13 protein-coding genes are annotated in these 13,675 nt (G+C 65.6%); 7 read left to right on the plus strand and 6 right to left on the minus strand.

What is annotated here, in order from left to right; genetic code table 11:
* Positions 1-14: 14 nt before the first annotated feature.
* Positions 15-935: an SMP-30/gluconolactonase/LRE family protein gene (locus VGU00_RS00805; RefSeq protein ID WP_327464507.1), complete on the minus strand. Its 921-nt coding sequence runs from the start codon at positions 933-935 to the stop codon at positions 15-17.
* A 46-nt stretch (positions 936-981) separates the two neighbouring features.
* Between VGU00_RS00805 and VGU00_RS00810 the strand changes: the two genes are divergently transcribed.
* Both VGU00_RS00810 and VGU00_RS00815 read left to right on the plus strand, forming a co-directional pair.
* Positions 982-1,581 (plus strand): TIGR02466 family protein, encoded by a 600-nt coding sequence (locus VGU00_RS00810; protein WP_327464509.1) that lies wholly within the window; start codon positions 982-984, stop codon positions 1,579-1,581.
* A gap of 49 nt (positions 1,582-1,630) precedes the next feature.
* Complete coding sequence (locus VGU00_RS00815) at positions 1,631-3,064, plus strand: NAD-dependent succinate-semialdehyde dehydrogenase (protein ID WP_327464511.1); 1,434 nt, start codon at positions 1,631-1,633, stop codon at positions 3,062-3,064.
* 1 nt (position 3,065) lies between these two features.
* Here VGU00_RS00815 and VGU00_RS00820 read toward each other — a convergent pair whose 3' ends face one another.
* Positions 3,066-3,827, minus strand: coding sequence for an SDR family oxidoreductase (locus VGU00_RS00820; protein ID WP_327464512.1), 762 nt, complete (start codon positions 3,825-3,827; stop codon positions 3,066-3,068).
* A complete protein-coding gene (locus VGU00_RS00825) occupies positions 3,824-4,195 on the minus strand; it encodes a dihydroneopterin aldolase (protein WP_327464514.1) in 372 nt (123 codons plus the stop codon). The genes VGU00_RS00820 and VGU00_RS00825 overlap by 4 nt, the downstream gene beginning before the upstream one ends.
* Positions 4,196-4,274: 79 nt before the next feature.
* On the opposite strand from VGU00_RS00825, the gene VGU00_RS00830 reads away from it, so the two are divergent.
* From VGU00_RS00830 to VGU00_RS00845, 4 genes are read left to right on the plus strand one after another with little or no spacing between them, the layout of a single operon-like run.
* Complete coding sequence (locus VGU00_RS00830) at positions 4,275-4,778, plus strand: GNAT family N-acetyltransferase (RefSeq protein WP_414713469.1); 504 nt, start codon at positions 4,275-4,277, stop codon at positions 4,776-4,778.
* A gap of 46 nt (positions 4,779-4,824) precedes the next feature.
* Positions 4,825-5,409 (plus strand): DUF1285 domain-containing protein, encoded by a 585-nt coding sequence (locus tag VGU00_RS00835; RefSeq protein WP_327464518.1) that lies wholly within the window; start codon positions 4,825-4,827, stop codon positions 5,407-5,409.
* The gene (locus tag VGU00_RS00840; RefSeq protein WP_327464520.1) at positions 5,409-5,993 is read left to right on the plus strand and encodes a CoA pyrophosphatase; all 585 of its coding nucleotides are present in this window, start codon (positions 5,409-5,411) and stop codon (positions 5,991-5,993) included. The genes VGU00_RS00835 and VGU00_RS00840 overlap by 1 nt, the downstream gene beginning before the upstream one ends.
* A complete protein-coding gene (locus tag VGU00_RS00845; RefSeq protein WP_327464522.1) occupies positions 5,990-7,186 on the plus strand; it encodes a CCA tRNA nucleotidyltransferase in 1,197 nt (398 codons plus the stop codon). Before VGU00_RS00840 ends, VGU00_RS00845 begins: the two co-directional genes overlap by 4 nt.
* Here VGU00_RS00845 and VGU00_RS00850 read toward each other — a convergent pair.
* Both VGU00_RS00850 and parC read right to left on the minus strand, forming a co-directional pair.
* A complete protein-coding gene (locus VGU00_RS00850) occupies positions 7,159-8,838 on the minus strand; it encodes a bifunctional diguanylate cyclase/phosphodiesterase (protein ID WP_327464524.1) in 1,680 nt (559 codons plus the stop codon). The two genes, VGU00_RS00845 and VGU00_RS00850, sit on opposite strands and share 28 nt — an antisense overlap.
* An 89-nt stretch (positions 8,839-8,927) precedes the next feature.
* Positions 8,928-11,225 (minus strand): DNA topoisomerase IV subunit A, encoded by a 2,298-nt coding sequence (parC, locus tag VGU00_RS00855; protein ID WP_327464526.1) that lies wholly within the window; start codon positions 11,223-11,225, stop codon positions 8,928-8,930.
* 98 nt (positions 11,226-11,323) lie between these two features.
* On the opposite strand from parC, the gene VGU00_RS00860 reads away from it, so the two are divergent.
* A complete protein-coding gene (locus VGU00_RS00860) occupies positions 11,324-12,664 on the plus strand; it encodes an acyltransferase (protein ID WP_327464528.1) in 1,341 nt (446 codons plus the stop codon).
* A 33-nt stretch (positions 12,665-12,697) separates the two neighbouring features.
* Here the strand turns inward: VGU00_RS00860 and VGU00_RS00865 are convergent, their stop codons facing one another.
* Complete coding sequence (locus VGU00_RS00865) at positions 12,698-13,591, minus strand: LysR family transcriptional regulator (protein ID WP_327464530.1); 894 nt, start codon at positions 13,589-13,591, stop codon at positions 12,698-12,700.
* Positions 13,592-13,675 lie beyond the last annotated feature (84 nt).

Below are 13,675 nucleotides of genomic sequence, written 5' to 3' on the forward strand. Positions count from 1 at the left end.
AATGGGGCGCGGGGTCAGTACTGCAGTTGCAGCCCCGGCCTGGCCCAGCGCGTCTTCACGAGCCGGCCCGTCCCCGACAGGGTGATATAGGCATCCTGCCGGTCGGACCCGCCGAAGGCGATGTTGGTGGTGAAGATATCGTCGGTCGCGACAAATTCGACGAGCGCGCCATCGGGGCCGACGACCGAAATGCCGCACTCGCCGATCGTCGCGACGCAGATATTGCCGTTCGCCTCCATCGCGAGGCTGTCGAAGAATTTATAGCCCGCGGGGCGATAGAGCGGGATGCCGGGTCCGCCGGGGCCGGCAGCATCGTCGACCTTGCCCGGCGCGACGATGTTGAACTGGGTCAGGCGGCAGGTGTAGGTTTCGGCGGCATACAGCTTGGTGCCGTCGGGCGAGAGGCCGATGCCGTTCGGATTATAGCTCGGGAAGATTACTTCCTCGATAAAGCTGCCGTCGGCCTTGGCATAGAAGATGCCGACGATGTCGTGGCAGCGCGCGGCATAATCGACCTTGCCATGATCGGTGAACCAGAAGCCGCCATGTGCGTCGAACATGATGTCGTTGGGGCCGCGCAGCGTCACGCCATGGTCGCCCGATTTGTAGAGGATCTCGACTTCGCCCGTCTCGATATCGATCCGCTCGATCCGCCCGCCCGAATAATCGTCGGCGATGCCGTGCGGGGCGAGATAGCCGTTCGATTCGACATAGTTGAACCCGCCGTTGTTACAGCAATAAAGCTTGCCGTCGGGGCCGATCGCCAGCCCGTTGGGGCCGCCGCCGGGTGTCGCGATGACCTCTTTCTTCCCGCCGGGCCAGCAGCGCGTGATCCGCTTCGCCTCGATCTCGACGACGATGACGCTGCCGTCGTCCATCACCACCGGCGCCTCGGGAAAGCGCAATCCGTCGGCGATCAGTTCAAACTCGGCCATCCTCGTCTCCCTTGCTCTTGCACTTTGGCTGTGCTTTGCGCGCATCATGCCCGTTCGCACGCTCTTCGCCACCAATTTTTACGAGGCCGATATCGGCTCATCCGACCTGCTCGAAGAGCTGGAGGAGAGCTGCCGCCTGTTCGCCGAAGAGGATGGCGCGGGGAAGGCGTGGAGCCGTGACCACGGCTACAAAGGCTATACCAGCTACGCGAGCCTCGGCGATCTGCCCGAGCGCGATCCGGCCTTTTACGACCTCAAGAAGCTGCTCGACAAGGAAGTGAAGGCGTTCGCCAAGGCGTGCCACTTCGATCTCGCGAAACCGCTCAAGCTCGACAGCCTGTGGGTCAACATCTTGAAACCCGGCGGCACGCACAGCGGGCATATCCATCCACACAGCATCGTATCGGGCACCTTCTACGTCGCGGTCCCGTCCGGATCGGGCGCGCTCAAGCTCGAAGACCCGCGCCTCGCGATGCTGATGGCGGCGCCCGGCCGCACCGACGAAGCGCCCGAGCATCTTTTGCCCTTCGTCTACGCCGAGCCCTCGGCGGGCCGCGTCTTCTTGTGGGAAAGCTGGCTGCGTCACGAGGTGATGCCGCATTCGGGCAAGGGCGAACGGATCAGCATCAGCTTTAACTATCGCTGAGCGGCCTTATATGGGCGCCATCCCCCATTTCCTTGCGCAAGGATCTTATATGACCGCGACCTACGACGCCGACCTTCAGCTCTTCATCAACGGCGCCTGGCGGAGCGGCGAGGGACGCGACGAGCGGCCGGTCTATAACCCCGCGACCGCGGGCACGATCGCCGAACTGCCGGTCGCGACCGCCGCCGACCTCGACGAAGCGCTCGCCGCTGCTGACCGCGGCTGGCCCGTATGGCGCGCCAAAACCGCCGACGAGCGCGCCGCGCTGATGCACAAGGCTGCGGGCATCATCCGCGAACGCGCCGAGCATATCGCGACCTTGCTGACGCTCGAACAGGGGAAGCCGATCGCGGAAGCGCGCGGCGAAGTGCTGTCGGCGGCTGGGCTGTTCGACTATTTCGCCGAGCAGGGCAAACGCATCGAGGGCCGCGTACTCCAGCGTCCGCTCGGCCAGCGCGCGATGGTCACCAAACATCCCGTCGGCCCCGTCGCGGGCTTCAGCCCGTGGAACTTCCCGGTCAATCTGATGATCAAGAAGATCGCCCCCGCGCTCGCCGCGGGATGCGTCGTGATCGCCAAGGCGCCCGAGGAAACCCCGGGCTGTACCAGCGCGATCATGCGCTGCATCGCCGATGCGGGCATCCCGGGTAACGTCGTCCAGCTTGTCTACGGCGACCCCGACCAGATCAGCCGCCACCTGCTCGCCAGCCCGGTGATCCGCAAGGTCAGCTTCACCGGCTCGACCGCGGTTGGCAAGCATCTGATGAAGCTCGCGGCCGACGGGGTGAAGCGGATCACGATGGAGCTCGGCGGCCATGCCCCGGTGCTGATCTTCGACGATTGCGACCTCGAAGCGACGCTCGACAAGGTCGTGTGGCAGAAGTTCCGCAACGCCGGGCAGGTCTGCATCTCGCCGACGCGTTTCTATGTCCAGCAGGGCATCTACGACGCCTTCGTGAAGGGCTTTGCCGAACGCACCCAAAAGGTGAAGATCGGCAGCGGCCTCGACGCCGATACGCAGATGGGCCCGCTTGCCAACGCGCGCCGCATCCCCGCGCTGGAAGCGCTGGTTGCCGACGCCAAGGCGAAAGGCGCGCGCGTAATCGCGGGCGGCGAGGCGACGGGCAACGGCTATTTCTTCCAGCCGACCGCCATCGCCGATGTGCCGATCGAGGCCGATGCGATGAACAACGAACCCTTCGGCCCGATGGCGCTGATCCGTCCGTTCGGCACCGAGGATGACGCGCTCGAGCAAGCGAACCGGCTACCCTACGGTCTCGCCGCCTTCGCCTTCACCGAGAACGGCCGCCGCATCAACCGCATCGTCGACACGATCGAGAGCGGCATGGTCGGCGTGAACAGCTTCGTGATCTCGACGCTCGACATGCCGTTCGGCGGCATCAAGGAATCGGGCTTCGGCAGCGAAAGCGGGCCCGAAGGGCTCGACGGCTATCTCGTCACCAAGGCGGTGCATATTTACTGAGCTAGTCGCGCTCCAGCGCGACGAAATCGCGATCCATCGGCGCGAGGTGTGCGCCGCCGTCGACGAAGGTCGTCTGTCCGGTCACGGCTTCGGCGCGTGCCAGATACACGACCGCGTCGGCGATCTGTCCCGGCGTTGGCAATGCGCCGAGCGGCATCCGCTTCGCAAGCCGCTCGACCTGCGCCGCCGAATAATCGTCGGTCGCCATTGTCAGCCCGGGCGCCACCGCATTGACCCGCGCGCGACTTCCGAACGCGACGGCGAGCGTTGCGGTCGCCTGCCACAGCGCCGATTTCGACAGGCTGTAGGCGATCTGGTCGGGCACCGGATGGACGACGCGCTGATCGACGATATTGACGATCGCCGGGCGTTTGCCTTCGCTATGTGTGACCAATGCCTTCGCCAACATCACCGGGGCGTGATGATTGACCTGCATCATCTCGGCGAGCGTTGCGGCCGAGAGGTCGGTCCATTCGCCCTCGGCGAACAGCGCCGCGTTGTTGACGAGCAGGTCGGGCGCGCGACCGAATTTTTCGATCACCGCAGGGATCAGCGCGTCGACCGCCGCCGGGTCGGCGAGGTCGGCGGCGAAACGATGGCTCGGCGCACCGGTCTCGGCGAGCGCCTCGGCCAGCACCGGATCGGCGTCGCCGGGGCTGCGCTTGTGGATCGCCAGCGCATAACCTTCGCGCGCGAGCCGCGCCGCGATCGCGGCGCCGACGCGGTGCAGCCCGCCCGTGACCAGAGCGAGCTTTTGCGTCACTTGCGGACCCGCCGCATCGTGATGCCGATCTCTTCGCCTTCCTCGGCGATCGCGAGCTTGACGATCTTCACCTCGACCTCCTCGACCTTCTCGTCCTGCAGGAACAAAGTATCGATGATATGGTCGGCAACGCTTTCGATTAGCACGAAATGCACATCCTTTGGGATGCCCTCGGTCGCCGCGAATTTGAGGTGCATATAATTCTTCGAGCGGCTGAGCGGTGTCGTCGGCTCATAATGATCGGCCATTGCCAGCTTTGCGCGCACCGAGATGCGTAGCGGCTGCGGCAGGTGGGTTTCTTCGGAATAGATGCCGGTCAATATGTCGACGGTCAGCCCGTTCACTTCCAGCCACAATGTATCGGTCACAAGAAATTCCTGTCCGTCGGGGGTTTGCAAGCGTTCCCCCGGTCCCTAAAGCGCCGCCGCATTAGCGAAAGGGTATGCGTTGGTCGAGCTACTTCCATTGTCCGATATCGAGCCGCAGGCGGTCGAGGATCTCCTCGACGCCGCTTTCGGATCGGATCGCTTTGGACGAACCGCCTACCGCATCCGTCAAGGCATGGATGCGGTTCCGGCCCTGAGTTTCGCCGCGGTCGAGCATGGCGCGCTGATCGGCACGATCCAGTGCTGGCCGGTCGCCCATCGCGCGGCGGATGGCACGACGACGACGCTGGTGATGGTCGGGCCCGTGGCGGTGCGCCCCGACGCACAGCGTGGCGGGCATGGCCGGATGCTGATGGCACAGATGCTCGAAGCGGCGGAAACGAAGGCTGACAGCGCGTTGATGATGATCGGCGACCCCGAATATTACGGCCGCTTCTTCGGTTTCACCGCCGACGCAACGGGCGCATGGGATTTGCCCGGCCCCTATGAGAAGCGCCGCCTGCTCGCGCGGGCGGTGAACGGGCACGACCTGCCGGCGGGCGCTGGGATGATCGGGCCGCGCTGATCGTGCATGGGGTTGCGCGGCGCGCGCGCCCCCCTATGTCGGAGGGATGGTCAGCCCTGCGCCCTCGCTTCCCAAGGCCTTCTCGCAGCTTTCGCTGGCCGAGGCGGCCGAACTGCTGGCGGCGCGCAAGCTGCCGCCGGTCGAAAGCTGGCATCCCGAGCGCGAGGGCGACAGCGCAATGGAGATTCGCGGCGACGGCAGCTGGTATCATGAGGGCGGCCGGATTAACCGCCCCGCGATGGTCCGGCTCTTCTCGACGATCCTCCGCCGCGAGGCCGACGGGAGCCATGTGCTCATAACCCCTGCCGAAAAGCTGGGCATCGCGGTCGAGGACACCCCTTTCCGCGCGGTCGAGATGAAGAGCGAGGGCGAAGGGAGCGCGCGCAAGCTCGTCTTCCGGCTCGACACCGACGATCTTGTCCTGGCGGGCGCCGAACATCCGCTCAGCTTCGGCAGCGACCCCGAAAACCCCGACCCGCGGCTGCACGTCCGCGGCGCGATCGGCAACGGGTTGGAGGCCCGCATCGACCGTGCGCTCTATTACGAGCTCGTCGAACTGGCGCTGGCTGCGGGCGAAGAGCCGCCCGCGATCTGGTCGAACGGCGCCCGTTTTCCGTTGGTCGACGCCTGATGCTGTCCGACAAGCTGCGCGCCGCGCTCGACAATCTGCTGCCCGAGGCGGGCGAGGATGAAACCTATCTCGGCATGCCGACACTGCGCGATGCCGCAGTGCTGATCGCCTTCACCGACCGACCCGATCCCGGCGTGATCCTGACCCAGCGGCCGCAATGGCTGCGCAGCCACGCGGGGCAGGTCGCCTTTCCCGGCGGCAAGGTCGATCCGGGCGACCGCGACGCGATCGACGCCGCGCTGCGCGAGGCCGAAGAGGAAATCGGGCTCAACCGCCGCGATGTGATGATTGCGGGGGCGACCGAGGCCTATCGGTCGGGGAGTGGCTATCTGATCACCCCTGTGCTCGGCGTCATCCCGCCCGACCTGCCGTTCGACCCCAACCCCGAAGAGGTCGAGGACTGGTTCGAGGTGCCGCTCGACATCCTGTTCGATGAGGGCAATTATGCGCGCCAGCATGCGAATTGGCAGGGGCACGACCGCCATTATTACGACATGGACTGGCAGGGACGGCGGATCTGGGGCGTGACGGCGGGAATCATCATCAATCTGGCGCGGCGCTTGCCCGCAGGGTGGCACCGGTGACTCAGTTGCCCGACGCCGGGTGGCGCGACCGCGCCGGGCTGCGTCGCATCGTCGCGGCGCTGACCGCCGACGGCGGCGCGGTGCGGCTCGTCGGCGGCGCGGTGCGCGATACGCTGCTCGGCCTGCCCGTCGCCGATATCGACCTCGCGACCCCGCTGTTGCCCGACGAGGTGACGCGGCGGCTCGCGGCGGCGGATATCAAGGTGATTCCGACGGGGATCGCGCATGGCACCGTCACCGCGATCGCGAGCGGCGATCATCACGAGATCACGACGCTGCGCCGCGACGTCGAAACCGACGGGCGCCGCGCAACGATCGCATTCGCCGACGACTGGCGCGACGATGCGGCGCGGCGCGACTTCACGATCAATGCACTTTACGCCGATCCCGACACTGGCCGGATCGACGACTGGTTCGGCGGGATCGACGATCTGCAGAATGGCTGTGTGCGCTTCATCGGCGATGCCGCGACGCGGATTGCCGAGGATCATTTGCGTATCCTGCGCTTCTATCGCTTTGCCGCGCGCTTCGGCCGCGGTCCGCTGGAGCCCGCCAGCCATGCCGCGGTGATCGCCGCGCGCCAGTCGCTCAAAAGCCTGTCGCGCGAGCGGATCGCCGACGAATTGCTGAAGATATTGTCGCTGCCCGACCCGCGCGTGATCGTCGGCCAGATGGCGGCGGATGGCATTTTCGAGGTGCTGTTGCCCGAACTGGATCCCGCCTTTGCGACGGCGTTCGACCGGTTGCTGGCCAATGAAACGGCCGTGGACGCAGCGCCGGCGCCGCTACGCCGCCTGTCGGTGCTGCTTCCCGCCGACGCCGCAATCGCCGAACAGGTGGCGAGCCGGCTGCGGCTGTCGACGCGGCAACGCAAGCATCTGGCCGCGCTCGCGGCGCGTCGCGGCGATGTCGTCCAGCCCGCGCGGCAGCTTGCGCATGCGATCGGAATCGATGCGGCGTGCGATGTTCACCTGATCGCGGGGTATCCCGATGCGGTGCGGGCGCTCGCGGGATGGGCGGTGCCCTCGCTGCCGGTGAAGGGCGGGGATATCGTCGCGCGCGGGGTCGCCGCCGGGCCCGATGTCGCGCGCATCCTGAAAGCGGTCGAGGCCGCGTGGGTGGCAGAAGATTTTCCGGACGCCGCCCGGGTCGCCGAGCTTGTCGATCAGAAGATCGGGCGCACCAGCGACTGACGCCAGTAATCGAGCGCCGCCTTGCTATCCATCGGCCGCGCGAACAAAAACCCCTGTCCGAAGTCGCAGCCGAGCGCCGACAGCAAACGTGCCTGATCGGTGGTCTCGACGCCTTCTGCGGTGGTGCGCATGCCGAGCACCTCGGCAAGGCTCTGGATGGTCCTCACAATCGCGACCTTGTCGCGGTCGTCGACCATATGCTCGACAAAACTGCGGTCGATCTTGAGCACGTCGATCGGCAGACGCTGAAGATAAGCGAGGTTCGAGTAACCGGTGCCGAAATCGTCCATCGCGACGCGGGCGTGCAGCGCCTTCAGCTGGCTGAGCACCGACAGCGCGAGGTCGGGGTCGCCGATGATCGCGCTTTCGGTGAGTTCGATCATCAGCCGTTCGCCGCCGATGCGATGCTTTTCGAGCGCTTCGCGCACGACGCCCGCGACATCGTCGCGGACGAGCTGGATCGCCGAGACATTGACCGAGAAATAGGCGTCGACGATCGTGCCGTTCTGGCCGTCCCATTCGGCAAGCGTCGCTGCCGCCTTGCCGATCGCCCATTGGCCGAGCGGGACGATCAGCCCCGAATCCTCGGCGATGGGAATGAACTCGGCGGGTGAAACCGAATGGCCGTTGCTGTTGTCCCAGCGCGCGAGCGCCTCGAACCCCGCGACGCGTCCGCTCGACATTTCGATCAGCGGCTGGAAGGCGAGGTGAAGCCGATCCTCCTCGATCGCGTTGCGGAGCTCGGTTTCGAGCCCGAAGCGGTTGTCCGAAAGCATCGCGGCTTCGGGTTCGTAAATTTCGATACGATCGGTCTGCTTCGCGCGCTTCAATGCAATCTGGGCATGGCGGATCTGATCGGCGACATCGGTGTCAGCCGCCGGTTGTATTGCGCAGCCGAGCGCGCAGTCCACGCTGACTTTCAATTCGCCGATCCGGAAGGGGTGATCGAAGCATCCGCGGATGCGCCGCGCCATTTCGCGCACATCGGCGCGCCCGCCGGTGACCCGCGACGAAATGGCGAATTCGTCGCCCCCCGTGCGCGCCAATATGTCGCCGCTACGCAGGCTGGATTTCAGGCGCCTTGCGACCGTGATGATCAGTTCGTCGCCCGCCATCGGGCCGATATGTTCGTTGATGCGCGAAAAGCGTGCGAGGTCGAGCAGCAGGATCGCATGATCGGCGCCGGCGCCCTCGGCAGCCGTGCGCTGTTCGACCAGCTCCTCGAATCCGGCGCGATTGGGCAGGCCGGTCAGGCTGTCGGACACCAGTTCGCGGCGCAGGTTGCGCTCGGTCATCATTTCCTGTGTGCGATCGATCAGCGTCAGCAGGAACAGCCCTTCGTTGCCCGCTTCGGTGGGCAGCGGGCCGATCGATCCGCGCAGGTCGCGGGCGGCGGGGCCGTCGCCCAGCTGGCAGGAAAATTCCTGTGCCTCGTCGGCATGTTTCGCGGCCCGTTCGATCGCGCGGAGCATCTCGATCGGGGCATCGACGCCGGCGGGAGACAGTTTCAGCCGGTCGAAGGCGGCATTGCTGGCATGCAGGCGGAAATTGCCGCGGCCCAGCGGGCGGACGAGCGCCGCCGGGACCGGCAGGGCGTCGATCCATCCGACAAACAGCGAGGGCCGGTCTTCACCGGTTCGATCAATAGGCATAACAGCGGGTTTTAAGCGACCTTTCCCCATTGGTCCTTGCGTAGTTGCCGGGGAGTAAAGAAGCTATTTACGGCAACACCAAAATACGGTCAGTTGAAGCGGTTGTTGCGGGGAAAGCCCGTTGGCGGCATCCGCCCGGCCGCACCGCGTGCGACACGCCAGGGCGCAAGGTCGGTTTCGGTCCGCGTGCGCCCCGTATCGCCGCCCATCGCCCAGCTCAGACCCTCGACAAAGGCGAAGCTGATCGCGTCGGACAGGCCGCCGTCGCGATAGCGTTGCAGCATCACGCCCTGACCGCGTGCCATCACCGGCACTTCGCCAAGCGGGAAAACGACGAGCTTGCGATTTTCTCCAACCGCCGCGACGCTGTCGTCGGTGGATGCGATCGGGCGGACGACCGCAAGCGACGCCTTGGGCTTCAGGTTGACGACATTGCGGCCCTTGCGTGTTTCGGCAACGACTTCGGCCATTTGCGCAACAAAGCCGTGGCCGCTTGTCGAGGCGAGCAGCAGGCGGCCTTCGGCGCTCGCCGGGATCAGCGCAACGATTCGTGCCTCGGGATCGATGTCGACCATCAGCCGCAATGGCTCGCCGAAACCACGGCCGCCGGGCAATTTGTCGGCGCCGACGGTGAAGAAGCGCCCGTCGCTTGCAGCAACGAGCAGCTTATCGGTCGTCTGCGCGTGCGCAGCGAACAACAGCTCGTCGCCTTCCTTGAACTTGAATTCGCCCCACTGGTCGGGCGCGACATGGCCGCGCTGCGCGCGGATCCAGCCGCGCTTCGAGAGGATCACCGTCACCGGTTCCTTCTCGATCATCGCGTCGAGCGGAATCTCGCGCGTCGGTGCGGCTTCGGCGATTGTCGTGCGGCGCGCGCCGAGCAGCGTTTCGAGGCCATAGACTTCGCGCAGCTTCTCAAGATCCTTGCGCAGCCGGGTTTTTTGCCGCGCGGGGCTTTCGACGAGCTTCGCCAGCTCTTCGCGCTCCGCAGTCAGGTCGGCCTGCTCGCGCTTCAGCTCCATTTCCTCGAGCCGGCGGAGGCTGCGCAAACGCATGTTGAGGATCGCTTCGGCCTGCCGGTCGGTCAGGATGAATTCGGCGATCATCACCGGCTTGGGTTCGTCCTCGGTACGGATGATCTCGATGATCCGGTCGAGGTTCAAAAAGGCGATGATATAGCCGGCGACGAGTTCGAGCCGGTCGTCGATCTTGTTGATGCGATGCTGCGCACGGCGGACGAGCACGATGATCTGGTGCTGCAGCCATTCGGTGAGCAGCTGTTTCAGCCCCATCACCTTCGGCGTGCGCGTCGCGTCGAGGACGTTCAGATTGAGCGCGAAACGGCTTTCGAGGTCGGTCAGCCGGAACAGGCTGTCCTTGAGGACGTCGGGATCGACGTTGCGGCTCTTGGGTTCGAGCACGATGCGCAAATCCTCGGCGCTTTCGTCGCGCACATCCTCGAGGATCGGGAGCTTCTTGTCGGCGATGAGCTGGGCGATCTGTTCGATCAGCTTGCCCTTGGCGACGCCATAAGGGATTTCGCTGATCACGAGCTGCCAGGTGCCGCCCGACAATTTTTCGATCCCGCTGTCTTCCCAGCTGCCGTCGCCGAGCTTGCCGGTCGAAAAACGCGCGCGGACACGGAAGCCGCCGCGCCCGGTTTCATAGGCGTGGAAGATCGTCTCGGGGCTGTCGACCACGATGCCGCCGGTGGGGAAATCTGGCCCCTTCACATGTTCGAGCAGCTCCGACAGTTCGGCGTTCTGGTTCTCGATGAGCAGCAAGGCGGCGCCGATTACCTCGGCGGCGTTGTGCGGCGGGATGTTCGTCGCCATGCCGACCGCGATCCCGCTCGCGCCATTGGCGAGCAGGTTCGGGAACAGCCCCGGCATGATTTCGGGCTCTTCGTCTTCGCCATTATAGGTCGGGCGGAAATCGACGGTGCCCTCGTCGAGCCCCTGCATCAGGTCGATCGCGACGCGCGTCAGCCGCGCTTCGGTATAACGATAGGCGGCCGCATTATCGCCGTCGATGTTGCCGAAATTGCCCTGGCCGTCGACGAGCGGGTAGCGGAGCGAGAAATCCTGCGCGAGGCGGACCATCGCGTCGTACACCGCGGTGTCGCCGTGCGGGTGGAATTTACCGATGACGTCGCCGACGACGCGCGCGGACTTTTTATAGCCCTGGCTCGGGTCGAGCCGCATCGCGCGCATCGCCCACAAAAGGCGGCGATGGACGGGTTTCAGCCCGTCGCGAAGGTCGGGCAACGAGCGCGCGGTGATCGTCGACAGCGCATAAACGAGATAGCGTTCGGACAGCGCGCTGTCGAACGGGGTATCGATATTGCCGGGCTCGGAAGGAGGAAGATCGTCGTTGGTGGTCGCCATTGCGCAGAGCCGATAGCAAGGCTGGCGCGCCAAGGCAAAGGCTTGCGTTGACGCGGCGCGACACTAGCTTGGCATATCCACAGCGGAGCGATGACATCTTGACCGAAACCACTGGCGCCGTTCGCAAAAGCATCTGGTCGCGGGCAATGGAGATGGCGTTGCAGGCGCCGCCCGAACGCAACCGCTACGTCGACTTTCTCCGTGCACTCTCGATTCTTGCCGTCGTGGTCGGCCATTGGCTCGTCGCCGCGCCCTATATGAAGGATGGCGCGGTCGAGGGCGGGCATTTGCTCGGCATCCTGCCATGGACGCAGTGGCTGACCTGGGGTTTTCAGGTGATGCCGCTCTTCTTCCTTGTCGGCGGTTTCTCGAACGGCATGTCGTGGGCGGCGACGCAGCGCAGGGGCGGCAGTTACGAAAGCTGGTACAGCGGGCGATTGCAGCGGCTGATCAATCCCGTTCTGCCGCTGTTCCTGATCTGGACGCTCGTCGCGATGTTCGGAACATTGGCGGGGATCGAGCGCGGGGTGGTCGCGATGGCGGCGCAGCTCGCGCTGATCCCGGTGTGGTTCCTGTCGGTCTATCTGATGGTCGCGGCGGTCGTGCCGCTGACCTGGCGTGCGTGGAAACGCTGGGGTTTCGCCTCCTTCTGGGCGCTTGTCGCAGGCGCTGTCGCGATCGACGTCGCGGCGCTGCGCTTCGATGTTCCCTACGTCAATTTCCTCAACTTCGCTTTCGTCTGGCTCGCGATCCACCAGCTCGGCTTCGCGTGGAGCGAGGGGCGGTTGGCGCCGCGCAAGGCGCTTTTGTGGGGCTTGAGCGGATCGATCGCGCTGGCGCTGCTCGTCGGGTTCGGCCCCTATCCGGTCGCGATGATCGGCGTGCCGGGATCGGACCTCAGCAATTCGATGCCGCCGACGCTTGCCCTGCTCGCGCTCGGCATCGCGCAGGCAGGTTTCGCGCTCGCGCTCGAACCCGCGGGGCGGCGGATGCTCGACAATATCCGCATCTGGACGAGCGTCGTGCTCGTCAACGGGATGATCATGACGATCTACCTCTGGCACCTCACCGCCTTCGTGCTCGTCATGGTCGCGGCGTGGCTGCTCGACGGGATCGGGCTCGATGTCCAGCCGGGGAGCGCGGCCTGGTGGCTGGCGCGGCCGGTCTGGTTCGCGCTCTATATAGCCGCCTTGTTTCCGCTGATCATGGCGTTCGCGCGCTACGAACGCGCGAGCAAGGATAGCGGCGAGGTGCCGCACTGGCGGCTGATCGTCGGGCTGCTGCTGATCTGCGCGGGGCTCGGCGCCACCGCGGCGATCAGCATCGCGAGCCCGATGGGCGTGACCGGGGTGCGGCTGTGGCTCGTCGCGCTGCCGTTCGTGGGCGCGGCGGTCGCGCAGTTCGGCCCGGTGCACCGGCTGGCGCAGTCGCGGGCGTGATGTCGCCATTGGAGTGGTCAGCAGCCGTTCGGTTCAGGTAGCGGCATTGGCGAGGTTGAGCTTCGCGGCGCGTTCGAAGATCTGCATCAGCACCGGTTCGGTGTCGGCAACGCGCATCGCGACGTGAAACTCGACCGGAGCGAGCGCAGGCATGGCGGCGATCGGGACCAGCGTGCCGCTTGCCACCTCCCCGCGCACCATCGGCTGCGGGAAGATGCCGATGCCGCCGCCCGCCTTTGCGATGTCGATCATCGTGCGCGCGTTGTTGCAGAGATTCAGCGATTTCTGCGCGATGCGCGACGCCTCGATCGCCTCGCGCATACGGCCATGGATCGGCGAATGGCTGGCGAGCGACCAGACGGGCAGCATCGCCTCGCCGCCGGCAAAAGCCGATGCGACGGCGGGGCTCGCGAGCCAAACGAGTTCGACCGCGCCGATCGGTCTCGTTTTCAGCGCCGGATGCGCGATCGGCCCCGCGGCGAAGGCGATGTCGGTGCGCCCGGTCAATAATTGCTGGATCAAATTCGCGGTGAGGTCGATTTCGATTTCGAGCCCGACACCCGGCATATCAGCCTTGAGGCTCGCGACGAAGGCTGGAAGGCAACTCGCCGCCGCGATCTCGCCCGCGCCGATCCGCACCACCCCGCTCGCCTCTGCGAAACCGCCGCTGCCAAGCAGCGCGACCTGCATGTCGCGAAGCAGCGGGTCGCAGTCGCGCACCAGCTTGCGCCCCGCCGCCGTGAGCGACATCGTCCGGCCGTCGCGGCGGAACAATGTCGTGCCCAATCTCTGCTCCAGTTCGCGCATCCGCGCCGACACCGCAGGCTGAGTCGTGTTGAGTCGCTCGGCCGCGGCCGAAAAGGTGCCGAGGCGGTCGATCCAGAGCAGGGTTTCGAGGTGATAGAGCGAGACGCGATTGATAGACATTGTCTATGTATAATCCAAAAATCGAACAATTAGAATTGATGGATCAAATGCGCCAATGTCGCACTCGACATTCCCGCAAGGAGG

The organism is Sphingopyxis sp. (assembly GCF_035944815.1).
Taxonomy (GTDB): Bacteria; Pseudomonadota; Alphaproteobacteria; order Sphingomonadales; family Sphingomonadaceae; genus Sphingopyxis.

What these genes read in the sequence shown, in the direction of transcription:
- VGU00_RS00850 (WP_327464524.1), bottom strand. Translation starts at nt 8,838, where the DNA reads ATGCCTATTGATCGAACCGGTGAAGACCGGCCCTCGCTGTTTGTCGGA.
- VGU00_RS00840 (WP_327464520.1), top strand. Translation starts at nt 5,409, where the DNA reads ATGCTGTCCGACAAGCTGCGCGCCGCGCTCGACAATCTGCTGCCCGAG.
- VGU00_RS00815 (WP_327464511.1), top strand. Translation starts at nt 1,631, where the DNA reads ATGACCGCGACCTACGACGCCGACCTTCAGCTCTTCATCAACGGCGCC.
- parC (WP_327464526.1), bottom strand. Translation starts at nt 11,225, where the DNA reads ATGGCGACCACCAACGACGATCTTCCTCCTTCCGAGCCCGGCAATATC.
- VGU00_RS00835 (WP_327464518.1), top strand. Translation starts at nt 4,825, where the DNA reads ATGGTCAGCCCTGCGCCCTCGCTTCCCAAGGCCTTCTCGCAGCTTTCG.
- VGU00_RS00865 (WP_327464530.1), bottom strand. Translation starts at nt 13,591, where the DNA reads ATGTCTATCAATCGCGTCTCGCTCTATCACCTCGAAACCCTGCTCTGG.
- VGU00_RS00810 (WP_327464509.1), top strand. Translation starts at nt 982, where the DNA reads ATGCCCGTTCGCACGCTCTTCGCCACCAATTTTTACGAGGCCGATATC.
- VGU00_RS00805 (WP_327464507.1), bottom strand. Translation starts at nt 935, where the DNA reads ATGGCCGAGTTTGAACTGATCGCCGACGGATTGCGCTTTCCCGAGGCG.